The sequence below is a fragment of the Vagococcus carniphilus genome (assembly GCF_014397115.1).
Lineage (GTDB): Bacteria > Bacillota > Bacilli > Lactobacillales > Vagococcaceae > Vagococcus > Vagococcus carniphilus.
Window position 1 is genome coordinate 242240 of sequence record NZ_CP060720.1, and the last position, 15452, is coordinate 257691.

The 15452-nt window shown below is 29.7% G+C and carries 14 protein-coding genes and 2 pseudogenes; 7 read left to right on the plus strand and 9 right to left on the minus strand.

Features of this window, described 5'->3' with window-relative positions; translation table 11 throughout:
• Positions 1 to 153: 153 nt before the first annotated feature.
• Positions 154 to 1326, plus strand: coding sequence for a hypothetical protein (locus H9L18_RS01350; RefSeq protein WP_126795925.1), 1173 nt, complete (start codon positions 154 to 156; stop codon positions 1324 to 1326).
• Positions 1327 to 1396: 70 nt separating this feature from the next.
• On the opposite strand, the gene H9L18_RS01355 is transcribed toward H9L18_RS01350, so the two are convergent.
• Together H9L18_RS01355 and H9L18_RS15345 are read right to left on the minus strand one after the other, a co-directional pair.
• Positions 1397 to 1669, minus strand: coding sequence for a hypothetical protein (locus H9L18_RS01355; protein ID WP_126795923.1), 273 nt, complete (start codon positions 1667 to 1669; stop codon positions 1397 to 1399).
• 23 nt (positions 1670 to 1692) lie between these two features.
• Entirely contained in the window at positions 1693 to 3849 is a 2157-nt protein-coding gene (locus H9L18_RS15345; RefSeq protein ID WP_126795921.1) for a LysM peptidoglycan-binding domain-containing protein, read from the minus strand.
• A gap of 133 nt (positions 3850 to 3982) precedes the next feature.
• Between H9L18_RS15345 and H9L18_RS01365 the strand changes: the two genes are divergently transcribed.
• The 5 genes from H9L18_RS01365 to H9L18_RS01385 all read left to right on the plus strand — a co-directional run bounded on the left by H9L18_RS01365 (position 3983) and on the right by H9L18_RS01385 (position 7678).
• On the plus strand, positions 3983 to 4306 hold the full coding sequence (locus H9L18_RS01365) for a helix-turn-helix domain-containing protein (protein WP_126795919.1): 324 nt from the start codon (positions 3983 to 3985) through the stop codon (positions 4304 to 4306).
• A gap of 59 nt (positions 4307 to 4365) precedes the next feature.
• The gene (locus H9L18_RS01370) at positions 4366 to 5295 is read left to right on the plus strand and encodes a HEPN/Toprim-associated domain-containing protein (RefSeq protein ID WP_126795917.1); all 930 of its coding nucleotides are present in this window, start codon (positions 4366 to 4368) and stop codon (positions 5293 to 5295) included.
• Positions 5296 to 5445: 150 nt separating this feature from the next.
• Positions 5446 to 5991 (plus strand): hypothetical protein, encoded by a 546-nt coding sequence (locus H9L18_RS01375; protein ID WP_126795915.1) that lies wholly within the window; start codon positions 5446 to 5448, stop codon positions 5989 to 5991.
• On the plus strand, positions 5988 to 6692 hold the full coding sequence (locus H9L18_RS01380; protein WP_126795913.1) for a hypothetical protein: 705 nt from the start codon (positions 5988 to 5990) through the stop codon (positions 6690 to 6692). Before H9L18_RS01375 ends, H9L18_RS01380 begins: the two co-directional genes overlap by 4 nt.
• Before the next feature lie 5 nt (positions 6693 to 6697).
• Complete coding sequence (locus tag H9L18_RS01385) at positions 6698 to 7678, plus strand: hypothetical protein (RefSeq protein WP_126795911.1); 981 nt, start codon at positions 6698 to 6700, stop codon at positions 7676 to 7678.
• A 246-nt stretch (positions 7679 to 7924) separates the two neighbouring features.
• On the opposite strand, the gene H9L18_RS01390 is transcribed toward H9L18_RS01385, so the two are convergent.
• From H9L18_RS01390 to H9L18_RS15365, 4 genes and pseudogenes are all read right to left on the minus strand, one after another.
• Positions 7925 to 8971 (minus strand): site-specific integrase, encoded by a 1047-nt coding sequence (locus H9L18_RS01390; protein WP_126795909.1) that lies wholly within the window; start codon positions 8969 to 8971, stop codon positions 7925 to 7927.
• A 102-nt stretch (positions 8972 to 9073) separates the two neighbouring features.
• Positions 9074 to 9256, minus strand: a pseudogene (locus tag H9L18_RS15355) (DNA-binding protein); the annotation flags it as partial.
• A 77-nt stretch (positions 9257 to 9333) separates the two neighbouring features.
• The gene (locus tag H9L18_RS15360; protein ID WP_246433301.1) at positions 9334 to 9951 is read right to left on the minus strand and encodes a replication initiation factor domain-containing protein; all 618 of its coding nucleotides are present in this window, start codon (positions 9949 to 9951) and stop codon (positions 9334 to 9336) included.
• A gap of 32 nt (positions 9952 to 9983) precedes the next feature.
• Positions 9984 to 10571 (minus strand): helix-turn-helix domain-containing protein, encoded by a 588-nt coding sequence (locus tag H9L18_RS15365; RefSeq protein WP_246433302.1) that lies wholly within the window; start codon positions 10569 to 10571, stop codon positions 9984 to 9986.
• Positions 10572 to 10671: 100 nt separating this feature from the next.
• On the opposite strand from H9L18_RS15365, the gene H9L18_RS01400 reads away from it, so the two are divergent.
• Entirely contained in the window at positions 10672 to 11478 is an 807-nt protein-coding gene (locus tag H9L18_RS01400; protein WP_126795907.1) for a helix-turn-helix domain-containing protein, read from the plus strand.
• A 647-nt stretch (positions 11479 to 12125) separates the two neighbouring features.
• Here the strand turns inward: H9L18_RS01400 and H9L18_RS01405 are convergent.
• From H9L18_RS01405 to H9L18_RS01415, 3 genes and pseudogenes are all read right to left on the minus strand, one after another.
• On the minus strand, positions 12126 to 13295 hold the full coding sequence (locus H9L18_RS01405) for an IS256 family transposase (RefSeq protein WP_104859673.1): 1170 nt from the start codon (positions 13293 to 13295) through the stop codon (positions 12126 to 12128).
• 509 nt (positions 13296 to 13804) lie between these two features.
• Positions 13805 to 14551 carry a lantibiotic immunity ABC transporter MutE/EpiE family permease subunit gene (locus H9L18_RS01410; protein WP_126795656.1) on the minus strand — a complete coding sequence of 249 codons (747 nt, stop codon included), beginning with the start codon at positions 14549 to 14551 and terminating at the stop codon, positions 13805 to 13807.
• Positions 14548 to 15183: pseudogene (locus tag H9L18_RS01415) on the minus strand (ATP-binding cassette domain-containing protein). The gene H9L18_RS01410 and the pseudogene H9L18_RS01415 overlap by 4 nt, the downstream one beginning before the upstream one ends.
• Between the last annotated feature and the right edge of the window lie 269 nt (positions 15184 to 15452).

Here is a 15452-nt window from a genome sequence, read left to right on the forward strand (position 1 = left end):
GTTTTTACCGATAGTCATCTTCAGTCAAGAGTTGGTCATCTCTCTTTAACTGATGAGCTAAGTATATGATTTAAACGAATACCAAAACAGTTGATTAGGTGGGTAAAAAGAAGTAAAATGGTATGTATACATATAAGTGGAGGTTGTGAGAAAATGGAAGATAAAATAGAAGTATATAAATATTTAAGAGAAAGAATTTCAAGTAGAGTAAAAGAGAAGAGAGAAGTTGCAGGACTTAAACAATCGCAGATTATTTTTGGAAGTAATTTATACATTTCTGCTATTGAGAATAATCGTCTTATAAAAGTTAGTGATGAAAAGTTGTCAAAAAGTGATGAAAACATGACAGAAGAAGAAAAAAAGAAAAAACAGGAAAACAGAAAAATAAAATATAAAAATTTCTTGCCGAATAATGTTGGATTAAAAATAGCAAAAGGATTGAACATGGATGTTGAGGAAGTTTTTTTTGGTACTGAAGAAGAGCAGGAAGAATTAGTAAAGTTCATTTTTTATAGTTTTGCTTGTAGTGTTCATATAAAAAAAGTAAGTTTTTTTTATATTGAAAAAGAATATGATTATCCTCAATTTGAAAAAGAATTAAACTTATTAGAAAAACTTTTTTTATATGATGCAACTTTTGTAACTTATTTACATCATGTAAAAATGATGGATTTTTTAGCCTCATCATGTGAAGAGAATTTATATTTAGAAAAGTATCAGAAACCGTTAGATTACATTTGGAAGAAATATAAGCATGAGTTTATTTGGAGTTTTAATGATTTATTTATAGACAATGATGGTAATTTTAAATGCTCATTAATTAAAATAGATAAAATTGTGAATAACTGGATTAAGAATGAACTTTTTGCTATTTTAGAAGAAATATACAAAATTTTTGTAGATGACACAATTTATAACATGGGTTACAAGATTCATGAATTAACAACAACAATAGAAGATATTGTCGAAAGAAAACATACGTTGTTTTCAGAAAAAGAAATGAAGTATTTTGAAGAGGATTTTGAAATAAATCTGATGGAAGGAAATATCGAAACCTTTTTTGGAGTAGGTGTTGAAGAAAGAGAATTTACAGTAGAGGATAACGTTAGATTGTTAAAAGAGCATGTTGCTAATAATGAAAAATATAAGCAGATGAAAAAAGAAAAATTACTAAAAAATACAGAGCAAGAATATAAATGGAGTCTTGAAAAATTAAATGTAGAAAAAGAAGTAAGTAACGAGTTGGTAGAGGTGTATGAATCTACATGTAATAAATTAAAAAGTATTCAAGTAAGAGCAATGAAAAAAAAGCCATATAAAATATAAAAAACTCGTAGCAAATCAACATTAGAAGATTTGTTACGAGTTTTTATTGTATTAGTTAAAATAAAAGAAATTATTGATTATTTTTATCATTATGTTTTTGTCTATTTTTTTCTCCGATAGTATGCATACCATTCAACAGTGTTCGTTTACCAAAAATGATAGTGAAAATAATATTATGCATAACCGTCAGAAGAATCACCAATTCATTTCCGAAAAAGTATAACATTATAGACGTTAAAATATAAATTGCAACTCTTATTAAATTTGAAAAGTGGGGAAACATGATGTTAACACCTGTTGTAGCTCCCCATAAAATTATCACTGTAAAAATACAAGCCCACATATTTTTTAGACCTCCTCCTTATTTTACATCCAGTCAGGATACATGGTTGCAATGAATTCAAAAGTATAAATAACTGTTCCATTTTTTGTTGTTTTCATAACATACACAGATGCACCAATGTCTCCATTATCGTCCCATAGCATTGCGTCGTGATGTCCTTGTGAGTTGATCCAGTTAGTCATGGCTTTTTGTACTGCTTCATCTTCATTAGTAGCGCCAATTATAGAAAATGTTGTTCCAATTGCGTTTTCGTTGTGATCTGCTGACCAGTTCATGTAGTCATCACTTACATTCTGCTTTGCATCTGCATCTGATAACTCCCTTGAACGTTGGCTTATAGGAAGTGATTTTTCACCATTTTGTATCCTAAAAGCATTGATAGATGCTTCTATTTTTTCAGTCATTGATAGTGAGTATGTCGGTGTTTTTTCAGCTAATTTTGAAAAGTCACTTTCTTCTGCTTTTTTCTCAAGATTCTCTACTTTTTCTAATAATAATTGATTAATAGAGTCGGCTTCTTCTTGAGTTGCATTAGGGTTATCAATAACCGATTTTGCATCAGCTTTCACAATGATAAAACTGTTCCATGACTCTTCTGTATAGTCGTTAGGATTTAAAGAAGCAGTAGAGTCGTACAGTTCAATAAGTTTAGTTTTATCCGCTATAACTACTTTTTCTAATGAATCAATAGCTTGTTGTAAAGACTGTTGAGCTTTATTAACCTCATCATCTGTAGCTTTAGGATTATCAATTACAGACTTAGCATCAGATTTTGCTAATATGAAGTCATTATAAGATTTTTCTGTATAGTCATCAGGGTTTAAAGAAGCAGTAGAATCATATAATTCAATAAGTTTAGTTTTATCTACTACAACGATTTTTTCTAATGAATCAATAGCTTGTTGTAAAGACTGTTGAGCTTTATTAACATCATCGACTGTAGCATTAGGATTATCAATCACAGACTTAGCATCAGATTTCGCTAATATGAAGTCATTATAAGATTTTTCAGTATAGTCATCAGGGTTTAAAGAAGCAGTAGAGTCATATAAAACAATTAAATCTTGTTTATTAACCTCTTTTACTTTTTCTAAAGAAGAGATGGATTGACTTAAGTTTTTATAAGCACTATCAACTTCTTCTTGAGTGGCACTTTCATTAGCTAATACATCCGTTCCAGAAACAAAACTATCATAGAATACAGACCAACTCTCAGTCGTATAATCACTTTCTTGATAATCTTTTACCTCTTCAACGAGATTAAGCAAGTTTGTTTTATCAACTATTTCAGGAGTTGCGATAGGAACAAGACCATTAATGGCACTTTGTAATTTAACAGTCATATTATCTATTTCAGATTGAGTCGCTTCTTTGTTATCCAAGACAGTCTTAGCTTCATTTCTTGTATTCTTGAATTGAAGCCATGAATTTTCTTCATAATCAGTTGATTTATAATCAATCGTTGAATTATATAAAGCAGTTAACTGAGTTTTATCTGCCTCAGTTTTTCCTGGATTAACAGGATCGACAGGTGGCTCAGGATCAGTTGGTTTTACTGGATCTACTGGTTTTACAGGTGGAACAGGTTCTTCTGGTTTAGGCTTAGGAACAGTTGGAACTTCTGGCAGAGGTTTACTCCCATTATTATCTGTTTTAGGTGGTGTATACGTCCCACCGTTGTTTTCTGTTTCTTTAGCTTTATTAGTTTCTTTTTGGTTCACTAAAGGTTTGTTTTCATCAGTATTGATAACAACTGATGTTTTACCCTTGCTATCTTGAACTGCAACTACACGATTATCTTCACCAGTTTTTGAGTTTATCTCTCCTCCGAATACTAACTTGTTACCTGCATAAATTAAATCTATGTTAGTAATCTGATTAATTTCAGCAAGACGATTAATTGAAATATCAGTAGCGACAGAGATGGCAGAAAGAGTATCTCCCCATTTAATAATGTATTCGTTTCCTTTGATTTCTTCCTTAATTTGTTCTGATGTTCGAGGTTTCCATTCTTTTTGTATTTCTTGAGCAAAAGTTTCAACATTTGATAAAAGTAGGCTACTTCCTAAAATTGTAGAAAATAATAATCCTTTTACCACCCATTGTTTTTTTGCTTTCTTCATTACTTTTTTTTCAATCTGTTTAGATGATTGAACAGTTGAAAAATCTCTATTCTTCATAATTTCCTCCTTTTAGTTATGTATAGGTAATATATTCCTTATTTTAACATCTTTAAAAGGTTTTTGAGACCTAAAAAAATAAGTAGAAAAAATATATGCTTAAAGGAAGAATGAATAAGGTGAGGAGAACCTAATGTTAAATGATGAAGTATCAAAGCGGATAAGGGAATTACGCATAAAGAAAGAGATAACTCAGGAAATTTTATCGAATAGGGCAGGAATAGATTTATCTTATTTAGGAAAAATTGAGAGGGGCCAAAAAAATAATATTTCATTAGAGCTTTTGGATAAGATTATCAGTGGCTTAGGAGTAAGTTATGATGAATTTTTTAGTTTTGAAAGTTCGGATGATGATCTTAAAAAAATACAATATGATATATCGATTGCAAATGATAAAGAACAAGTATTAAACTTGATTAATGGAATAATTAAATTAGATAAAGAAAATAAGAATTAAGAATTTATATTTAATTTAAATACTAAATGTTTATACTTGATTTAAGGAGATTTTTGGATATGGGAACAATAATAAATCTAAGTATTAATAATTTATGTATTGACTGGGGAAAAAATTACTTTTACAATGCTCATTCTTGGTTATATGAAAGTAAAGAGTTTCAAAAAAAATATGATGATTATAATTATTATGAAGGTGGATTAGCAATATCAGAAAAATTAATAGATGTAAAATTTAGGCTTAATAATTTAGGATATTCTTTGAATGAAGTAGAAAGTAAGTTTAATCATCAGTTGAATATTTGGTCCAAAAATCATGACTGTATACTAACTTTTGAATTATTAAAAAGCATAGTAATGAATATTGATTTAGATAAAATTACTGATAGATTCCTTTCGGAAGATTGGGAAAATAGATATAATGATAATTTTTATTCATGGTTAGCAAATGATATCAAAGCAAATGAAGATTATATTAGTATAAAAAGGAAGTATTTAAATGATAATGAAAAGAACAAAGATGAGTTTTATGATGGATTGGAAGACTTTATTCTTATAAAAATGGATAGATATATAATTTTAAGATTATTTTGTGAAAATGAATCGAATTTAAAGTATGATTTAAATTGGTTTTGTTATGATCTTATAGAAAGTGGTTGGGTTACAATAGAAGATATAAATTATTTTGATGATAAAAATTTTATAATCCAGCATAATAAATTGTATGGCAGATTACAAAAACATGCAGTAACCGCAGAGAATATATTGGGATCAGTAACAGCAATGGATCAATGGCTTGAATATAAAGGCTTGAATAGAAATATTGAGTATATAAAAGAGAGTTTTACTGGAAATACAACTATAATTAACTATACATTACCAACATTTATAAGAAACATCATCCATCACCCAGAGAATGAAAGAAATACGTTCTCAGATGAAGATTTAATGTCATCTATAAATATGATGCTTAAAATTATTAAGTATTAAGAAAAAATTTTAATCTAATACTTAAAGTAGATAATATTAATTTTGTTAAATTAAATATAAGTAATAAGTTAACTCTATAAAGTAATAGTAATTCTATGAATAATAACTTATAATTGAGTTGATTGATATAAAATGAAAGAGGTGAAGATTGTGAAAACTTATAAAGCTTATCAAATATTAAACGATTCTTTTTATTCTGATGAGAAGAGTTTTGCATCTTTGCATTCGAGTAAAAGTAATTTTATGAAAGATGATAGTGGTCAGTTTATGTGTATTGGTGTGACCCCAGATACGTATTTATTGAATGAAGATAAAATAAGTAATTATTTTAGTATAGGATATGTATCTCCTCTGGTTGTAACTAATTATAAAATGCTGGCTTTGATACTCGTAGTTTCTCAAATAGATGGCATAGATTTTATTGATTTTTCGTTTAAAGAAAACAGCGAAGAATCCATGAGTGAAAAAGACTATGTTCAGAGCATGCTTACGGAAAAAGATCCAATAATTGATATTTCTAATTTCTTGAAAGAAAATAGTCAAAAAATTCAATACATAGATTTAAAAGAATCGAATAATAAAATTAGAATAAGTTCAACTGGAGCTATATATGTTTCTCCATCACTTGATATAAATAAGAATTCTATTTTTATGAAAATAGTAACATTTTTATTTACAGGAGAATTGAGAAAATGAGTGAAAAGATAAAGTCTAAATCATTAGACGCAGTAGCAACTTTCATAGGCAGTATATTAGCGTTATTTTTTTCTGACAAAGTAATGACTAATATATTGGCCTTTTTTAGTGCTTTAAAATTATCAGTGAAAACACAAGAGAAATTAAGTGCTTTTATTTTTGCTTTATTTGTAGCTATAGGCTATGTATTAGTTCTTGTTATTTTTAACTTACTTTCAAAGATTGTTACCTACTTTTTTAGACCTATGATAAAAGTGAGTTTTATAAACGAGAAAGGTAGACTAATTACATCTTTAGATATAACAAGTGATGAGCCAGAGTATGTAAATATTAAAATTAATTCTAAATTTAATAGACTTCAACTTTGGATTATTTGTAAATTACTAAGGGCAAAATTAGTTATATTAGTAAATCCGAGAATGTGCTCTATTGAGTTAGCAGATGGGTACATAGCTACAGATGATGTTTATAGCATGGATAAAAGTAACGGAACTATATATTGCGATATATTTACAATGTATAGCCCGTCTAAAAAGTATAATCCAATAGATATAGAATTAAATATTTTGCGTACTTTGAAAGCGGATGCAGAGTTCAAAATAAAATTAGATATAACTGGCTGTAAATTATCAAGATTAATATTTTTGGAAGACTACTGTAAATTTAAAATAGAAGAATTTAAGATAGAAGGAACGAGGTAATTAAAATGAATTATTTACAAAAAAATCAAAGACATACACTTTTAAAGCTAAATAAAGATTTTTCAAAAATGGAGCACATTGAAGAAAAATTATTAAGTAAAATTTATGAAGAATCATTAACAATAAAAAATTTACCAAAAGATTTATCAGAAGAAGAAAAAACATTTTATTATAAGTGGACAAATAAATCTGAAATAGAAGAAATTACTTTTGAAGGTATAGAAACAAAATTTGCATATCAAAAAGTTACAGCGTTTTGTGAGTTTAGTACCAGAAGAGTTTTTGATCAAAATACAGGAACTTTATTACCTAAAGAAGACCGCTTAAATACATCAAGTGTTGAAGTGATTTTTGTTGAGTCTGACAATGATATTTATGCAATTGTATTTTCGTCAGATTTTTATGATTTAAGAAGAGTAAAAAGACTGATTGGTGAGCATGTAATTGAGCCGCTTTCAGCTATCCATCAAACAGATTCTGAACTCTTTCATTGGTTATTTTATAAAAGTATTAAAGAAGAAGTAAACTTAAATGAAGATATTGTTTTAGATAATATAAATGGATTTACTGGAACAATTGTTAGTGAAGAAGATCAATTTGAAGGAACAAGTATTCAAACTGCAGAACTTATTATAACTAAAGCATTCATAACAAATGGATATCCTATTACTTCTATAAAAATAGATTTGCAAATGGAAATTGGAACAATGAGTTTTTATCTGAATGAAGTGTCTGACGGAAAAGAATTGAAAATAGTTATTCAAAAAAATTCAAGTATCAACAATATGATGAATAGTGAAGATGTTGAATATATTATTCCTATATATGTTTTTTTCTATTTAATTCCAGAGGTAATAAATCTATATAAAGTAGATGAAGGCAATTTTCTTTCAAATGCAAAAAATAAATTTTTATCAGAAATTGGCTTAGAAGTAATAAAAACTATAATGGCTAAGAATGATATATTAGTTACAGATATAAAATGATGAATAAGCACATGCTCCAATTATTGTGTGGTACGTTTGTGGTACGGTTTTTTTGAAACTTAATGAAACTGAATGAAAGAAAAAGTAATGTATTGCTTATTTTAAAAGCTATTTACATATGGTGAAACAGCTGAATTAAGAACCAGGTCTTAAAAAAGCTCGTAAAGCATCACAATTCTCAAAACGTTAATCAATTCATTATTGTATCAACGTTTACAAGAGTTTTTTGGTTCAAGTTGGTTCAAATCAACTGGACAAAGAATTTAAAAGGTTTAAAGCATCGGCATCTTGCTGGTGCTTTTTTTCTGGCATTAATTGCAGATAATAGTTTTGAGTTGTTTGAATATTAATGTGTCCAAGTCTTTGAGAGACATAAGCTATATCGATTTCTTGAGAAAAAAGGAATGAAGCATGAGTATCTCTTAAACCATGAAAAGTGGTTCTATCGATATCTAATTTTTTCAGAAGTTTACTGAGTTTAGCCGACTGTTGAAAGCCGTCAGGATCAAATAGATAGCCATTATCTTTAGCGACTAACTGATTAAGTAAATCATAGACTTCTTTATTAATTGAAACATCACGTTTAGAATTTTTTGTTTTTAGTGAAGTGTCAGTAGAAGTCGGACTAATTGATCGTCTTACTTTGATGCCGTATTCAAATAAATCTTCTTTTCTAATTCCCAGTAGTTCTCCACGTCTCATCCCAGTTTCTAATGCAACTAACACCAGTAAGTTAAACTCTCTGTCAGAATGCTCTAAAACGTATGTACGAAGCTTTTTAAAGTCCATAATAGATAAAGCTTTATTCCGTTTAGGAAGTTCTTTTCCTCTTGTTTTGACTAATCCAGCAAAATCATTTGTTAAGTAACCTCTAAAATAAGCATCTCTTAAAGCAGTTTTTATTTTCAACAAAACTTCATGAGTTGTTTTCTTTGAATGTGTCTTAGCATATTCATCAATTTTACGTTGAATCACAATATCATTGAGATCTTTTAACTGAATATCTTGAAACAAATTTCTTACTATTTTTGATGTTCTTATATAATTTTGGAATGTTGTTTCTTTAACATCATTTTTCTTTATAACATACATCCAGTTTTCAAAAAAATCAGCAAAAGTGGTGTTACGCTCTGCCAATTGCTTACCATTTCCTTTTTCTAATTCATTTTCTAAAGCCCAACGTTGTGCTTCTTTTTTTGATGTAAATGATTTTGTTAATTTTTTGTGTTCTCCGTGTTTGTATAGTGAAATCTGAGCACGGTATGTACTTCCTCTTTTTACGATACTTACCATTCCTATCAATTCCTTTCAGTGAAAGATGGTTGATAGATGCTAGTTGAATACATAAATATTGTATCTGGAAATTAGCATACTATCAACCATCATACAATTTTGAATAGAATGAGTTTTGACAAAAGTTGAAAGAGAGGAAATAGTGTAACGTTCTTGTCTTCCAATCATAAAGCGTTCTAAATCATCGTTGGCACGAATAAATTTATCAAATGACTTTGGATCGATTCCAAGAAACTTAGAAGCTTGTTCTCTAGTAAGTAAATAGGGAAGTTCTTGAGTAATAATGGTGTCTTTCTTAGTGTGTATATCCTTTCGTCAATTTTACTTTGGTGTGTATATTTAGTTGTGTAAGTAGTATTTTTTTATTGTTTTGCTTTTCCTTCTAGGACTTCTTGTATTTGATGAGAATAATATGCAATTTCTTCTTGGTAGAATTGTGGTTCTGATTCCATATTTTCAAGAATCTTTTTTTGTCGAGGCTTCATCGTGGCATTTTCAATAATGCTATTTAAATGAGAGGAATGGAAGGTTTGATCTACTGCATGAATAAATGAGAGTGTGGGTGCAACACCATATAGTAGCCAACTTATACTTTTCTCAAAAGTCTGTGGCGATGTTTCTAAGGTTAAGGCTATTTTGTTGTGCTTATTAATAAAAGTAGCCCATGCGGTATCAATTTTAGCGTTTGGTTCTTCTGGGGAACGATCATAAAAACAAATAGCGGCGTTAACTAGTTCAAAGAAGAGTGTGGTGAAATCTGAGTAATTTAGAATTTGCTCTGCAAGTCGTTGCGCCTTTTCTTTTCGATAGCGTAGTTCATATCGATTTATAATTTCAGCTTCTTCTAAAGGGATCCCTCTTCGCCTTCTTTGTTCATAATTTTTTTGGTACCAACAAAAGTGGCATAAACTTTTTTTAGAGCCGAGATAAAGTGTTGTCCCATTTGAATCATTGCCTGCAATATTTTTGGAGCGAATCAAATCACTATTACGAAAATTGGTTTGAACATGTCCTAAATCGATTTTTTTGCTAATGTTGGAATATCGAGCATGCCAACATAATCATCCAAAGTGAAATCAATTCGAGTAAAATTTCCTTGATAATCAAAGACTTGTTGGATAAAATTTTTCCAGTTTCTTTTTCTTACTTTTATTAACATAGATAAACGACGGCAACCTTGACCAGACAGTTCAATCAGTGTTCCTTTGTTTGGATCATTTGCTGAAATGAGGATATTAATAACGTTATTCCACGTATAGCGTCCGATATAGCCTAATGGGGCTGATTCATAAAACTCTAAGTGTTTCATTGCGATGCCTAGAATGTCTTCAATAAATTTTTGATAGTTGCATGAAAAGAAATGAATGGTGAGGTAATCAATAATGACTTGGTGAGTCGGTTCTTCTTCTGTGGGTATTTGTAAGAAGTCTAACAAACGATTTAAGGTGTCTTCAGATAAGTTTCTTGTACCACATTCAAACTTGGCTAATAGCGAACGAGAGACACCTATTTTTTCTGCTACATCTTTTTGAGTCCAACCATGTTGCTCTCTTGTAAGTTTTGCCGATTGCCCTACTTTTTTTAAATCAATTTCATTCATAGTACCCTCCTTTTGAGTTATTTAGTTGTCAAAGAATGACGTACTTTATTTAAGTACAAGTCTATAATGAGTAAAAATAAGTGTTTGAAGGAGGTTCGTAATGGAAGTTGACAAAAAAGAGGTTGGTCAAAGAATACGTACTATCCGAAATTCATTGAATCTAAGTATGGAGAAATTTGGTCAATTAATTGGGGATTTGCCAAGAAGTACTGTGAATAATTGGGAGAGAGGAATTAATCTTCCTAAAAAGGAAACAAGGGAACGTATTGCAGATGTTGGTCATATCACGGAAGAATACTTATTATATGGGGATGACGAAAATCAATATATTTTAAACCTCCTAAAGAAAAAAGCTGGAGCAACCAATCCAGCGATAGAACAATTGATTATTGAAGAGATAAAAAAAGAACAGATAGCAGATGATAACCAGTTAAATCGGGTGATAGATTTTTTCGTAGCCAATCTTATTCCGCCAAGTGAACAAGATTCTTTTACTTTTCAATTGATTGATGAGGAGAAAAAAATCTATCTTGGCTTCACACATTTTGGAAAACAAGCTCAGTTGTATCTTCATCATGATGCTGAAATAAACATTCTGCATATTGTATCCTCTACTTTTTCTACCTTCAGTATGGATCGTTTATTGGCCTTTTTAGCGAATGAAGAATCACTCCCTTACTTTACCAAAGAGTTGAATACGGAATTTTTAGAACAACCCATCGTTTTATACATTGTTTCGTCAGAAAGCAATGATGCCAAACTCTATCCGTTAACGTATGATAAATCATCTAAGGCGTATGGATTCAAAGAAAGTAACCTTGAACTTCTTGATGGACAGTTATATTTGCCATTCGCCAAAGAGGTTGAAAAGAATTGTTTACTCAATAAAGAATACCCGGAAAAATAAAGAAGAAACGTGTGACCATTCCTTGTGGAATGTGACAACAAGAACGTTGACATATCAGCCCCAATAGGGTAGTTGAGACAGTTTCTTGTTACTTGTTAGCCCCCTGTTAGAATAGGGGCTATAAGGACATATAACTTAATTGAAAGAAAGTACTCAGACATACTTAGTATAAATAACATCTACTATTTTTTTGTAACTATTTATTTAGGAGAAATGTCATAATACTGTTCCTTAATAAATTGTTTCATTATTTTCTAAATAAAGATGTGCAAACAATAATTAATACAAAAAAGAAAATTACAGGGCATAATAAAAGTATAGAGCCTAAGTCTGTGTGTTCATAAAAAAATTAATTAATGAACTATTGTTGGTGTCTATTGTAATAAGACGACTGCCCCATGTAAATGGAAAAAATAACCAAATCTCATTTCCCAATGCTGTGAGACCGATAATAGCAGTCAATAATGATGAGGCTAATCCAATGAAAAGAGTCGCTATAAAACCGCAAATAATACTCAAAAAAAAGTATATGATAAACGATGTTATAAAGGATATCCATGTTAAAGTAAAACCGTATATAAAATGAAAGTAGAAAAGGTTGCGTCAAGAATTATGTGTAAATGGAAAAAACCATTCTGTCGGTTAAGTTAAAACATTGATTCTAATGTATCTTGTATTTCTTTAAAACCTTTATGAATCCGACACAAAAATTTCTGATTATAGTTGTTGAATTGAGAAACTAAGAATCTCTCTAGAGATTCTTCATTAGGGAATTGTTCTTTTCTTTTTGTATATTTCTTTAATTGTTTGTTAAAACCTTCAATCAAGTTAGTTGAATAAATGGTTCTTCTGATTGATGGAGGAAAATTATAAAAGGTTAATATAGCAGGATTCATGAGTAATTTAACTACTCGTGGATACTGCTTTTTCCATTTATCTATCATAAAACTTATTTGATTCATAGCTTCTTCTTTTGAAGCTGCTTGATAAACCAATTTAAAATCATTACAGACTTCTTGTCGATCACTAACACGAACCTTATGAGCAATATTTCTAGAGATATGGACACAACATTGTTGAAATTGAGCATTTGGATAAATACTATGGATACTATCGTCAATGCCGCTTAAACCATCAGTTACGACTAATAAAACCTCTTCTAAACCACGGTCTTTTAGGTCTTGAAGTATTTCTTTCCAAACATACGAAGACTCAGTTGGAGCAATACTAAACCCAAGAACCTCTTTGGTCCCATCCAGTCGGATACCTATGACAATATATACAGCTTCTTTTGAGACAGTTTGTCTTTTTAAAGGAATGTGAGTAGCATCCATAAAAATGATTGAGTATTGGGATTCTAAGGACCTTTCTTTAAAAGCAACAACATCTTCAGATACTATTTGAGTGATATTGGAAATGGTTTGTGGTGTATAGTAATGACCATACATTTTTTCAATCAACTCAGAGATTTCAGACATAGTGATTCCTTTTTGAAATAATTGGATAATGGTGGTTTCTAAAGAGTCGTTACTTCTTTTATAAGCAGGCAACGTTTGTTGAGAAAACTCTCCATTTCTATCTCTAGGAATTGCCAAATTTAATTCTCCATACTCTGTTTTAAATGAACGAGAATAATTCCCATTTCGGGAATTACCTGAATTAAAACCAGTGCGATCATATTTCTCATAATCAAGAAAAGCCGTTAATTCAGCTTGTAGCAGTGTATTGATAGCTAATTCTAGATGACGACGGAATAAGTCATCCAAATCACCTTTATTGATTAGTGTTTCCATAATTTCTGTAGTAAAATTAGTCATGAGAAAGTCCTCCTATAAAATTTCGGTTGTGGTAACTTTAATTTTACAGAATGGACTTTCTTTTTATCTACCTAAAATTTCTATTTACACAAAATATTTTACGCTATCGTAGAAAATAGTGGAAGATATATTAAATGTATATTTAAGTAATACAATTGTCAACAATGAGTTAAATAAAAAGACAAGATTAATTACTAAATATGAAAAAATCAATTTCAGTGATAATAAAAAATAATAGTGGCGGTTCAATCCAAAAATATTTTTAAAGTTTCCTGCTTCTCTTTCATAATTGTTCATCAAACCTAGTATAAAGCTTACAGTAAATGGCAATAAAAAATTGAGGATAGAAAAGTAATTAACGTAAAAACTGCTCGCTGATACTTTTGATTTGTCAAAATGATGTATCCAAAAATCAGTAAATTAAACAAAATTGGAGAGCAATATAAGGTAGTTCTAAAAAATGTTTTCTTTGTTTTAAGCCACTCTGCACTAAATGAAAAAATCATTATTTAATCACTCTCCCTAGTTCTAGATAAGATTGGTGGGACACTAATATAGAGAACAATGAAAAAGAATAGTGCAAGCCCAAGCCCAGGATACACTATCGAAGGAGTGTTTAATGGATGGTTTTCCTGTAGTAATGTACCATTTGGATTTGTCTTAATGATAGGAGTCATCAAACGTAGAGACCATCCCCAAGGATTTATATACCAGTGATTTTCAACAGCTGTAAAAACTCCTGCTATAATACCAAAAAGATTTACAATAATAGAACAGATTGGTGTTGTTAATTGAGCTAGTAAAATTGAAAGTGGAATAATAAACAATGTAGTGACCCAAAGAATTAGTGAAGCTACTATTACATTCATAATGATTACATTTGATGAATTATACATGATGTATTCTAAAAGTATAGTCAAAAGGGCTATCAAACTGTTTGCTATCAAGGAGTATCCAGATAGAGTAATTATTTTTGTTTTCCAAAACATATTTTGATTCAACAAATAATAATAATTCTGAGTATGGCTTTCATTTTCTCTCTGTATTGATTGGTAGGCTAAAACCGCTAACCCCATAGGTAAAAAAAGTGTTGGCCACCAATTATAAACAAGAGGAACAAAAAAGTTTATATCGAAATACATAAACTGAGAAAATGGAATACAGATGAACGTTACTAATGGTGGAAACCACATAAAGAAAAAGTGACTAAAAGATCGTTTACCTTTGATATATTCAGCAGTTATATAATTTTTCATTTTATTTTTCCTTCACTCTTATCTGAATTGACTGTATCTAGAAAGAAATCTTCTAAGTTAGTATTTTCAGGTATCATACCTTCATACTTCAAAATGCCATTGTTCATTATTCCAACATAGTTAGTCATATGTTGGATTTCATTTAAATTATGACTGGAGACTATAACCGTAATTCCGAGTTCAGGAAATGATTTAATTAGATCACGTAATTCTTTAATACCAACAGGGTCTAGACCGTTGGTAGGCTCATCTAAAATAAGTAAGTCAGGTTGTCTTATTAATGCTGCAGCAACACTAATCCGTTGTTTCATTCCTAAAGAAAATTTAGCAACAGTCTTTTTTACAGTGTTTTCTAAGTCTACTAGATGTAAAACGTCCTAAACTTGTTTTTTTAACCCAAAAAGTTTTATTAAAACTAAGAGATTTTCTTCAGCTGTTAAGTTTTTATACAATGCGGGATCTTCAATTAATGAACCAATCGTAGGACCACTGTTTCTTTCTTTAGTAAATAGTATATCTCCGCTAGTTGGTTTTAAACTGCCAGTTAGCATTTTTTAAGTGGTTGATTTCCCGGCTCCATTCGGACTAACTAATCCATAGATAGAATTTTTTTTTACATTTATAGAGAGCAAATTAACAACAACTTGCTTGCCAAACTTTTTTGTTAAATCCTCTGTTTTTAATAATAGTTCATATCTTTCATACCCCTTTCTTAATTGAACATTTTCAGTTTAGTAATAAATAAAAAGAATAAATTTATAAGAAAGTTTTAAAACCAGTAAAAGAGGAACTCACTCCACTTTTTAAAGAACTTATTTATTAAGAAAAAATATGGCAAAAGAAGAGGTAAGACAGTTATTGGTTATCAATTTGCTTTTAAAGCAGAACATGAAAATGCTGA

Coding starts and splice junctions, on each gene's coding strand:
- H9L18_RS01350 (WP_126795925.1), top strand. CDS start 154: ATGGAAGATAAAATAGAAGTATATAAATATTTAAGAGAAAGAATTTCA.
- H9L18_RS01355 (WP_126795923.1), bottom strand. CDS start 1,669: ATGTGGGCTTGTATTTTTACAGTGATAATTTTATGGGGAGCTACAACA.
- H9L18_RS15345 (WP_126795921.1), bottom strand. CDS start 3,849: ATGAAGAATAGAGATTTTTCAACTGTTCAATCATCTAAACAGATTGAA.
- H9L18_RS01365 (WP_126795919.1), top strand. CDS start 3,983: ATGTTAAATGATGAAGTATCAAAGCGGATAAGGGAATTACGCATAAAG.
- H9L18_RS01370 (WP_126795917.1), top strand. CDS start 4,366: ATGGGAACAATAATAAATCTAAGTATTAATAATTTATGTATTGACTGG.
- H9L18_RS01380 (WP_126795913.1), top strand. CDS start 5,988: ATGAGTGAAAAGATAAAGTCTAAATCATTAGACGCAGTAGCAACTTTC.
- H9L18_RS01385 (WP_126795911.1), top strand. CDS start 6,698: ATGAATTATTTACAAAAAAATCAAAGACATACACTTTTAAAGCTAAAT.
- H9L18_RS01390 (WP_126795909.1), bottom strand. CDS start 8,971: ATGGTAAGTATCGTAAAAAGAGGAAGTACATACCGTGCTCAGATTTCA.
- H9L18_RS15365 (WP_246433302.1), bottom strand. CDS start 10,571: ATGAATGAAATTGATTTAAAAAAAGTAGGGCAATCGGCAAAACTTACA.
- H9L18_RS01400 (WP_126795907.1), top strand. CDS start 10,672: ATGGAAGTTGACAAAAAAGAGGTTGGTCAAAGAATACGTACTATCCGA.
- H9L18_RS01405 (WP_104859673.1), bottom strand. CDS start 13,295: ATGACTAATTTTACTACAGAAATTATGGAAACACTAATCAATAAAGGT.
- H9L18_RS01410 (WP_126795656.1), bottom strand. CDS start 14,551: ATGAAAAATTATATAACTGCTGAATATATCAAAGGTAAACGATCTTTT.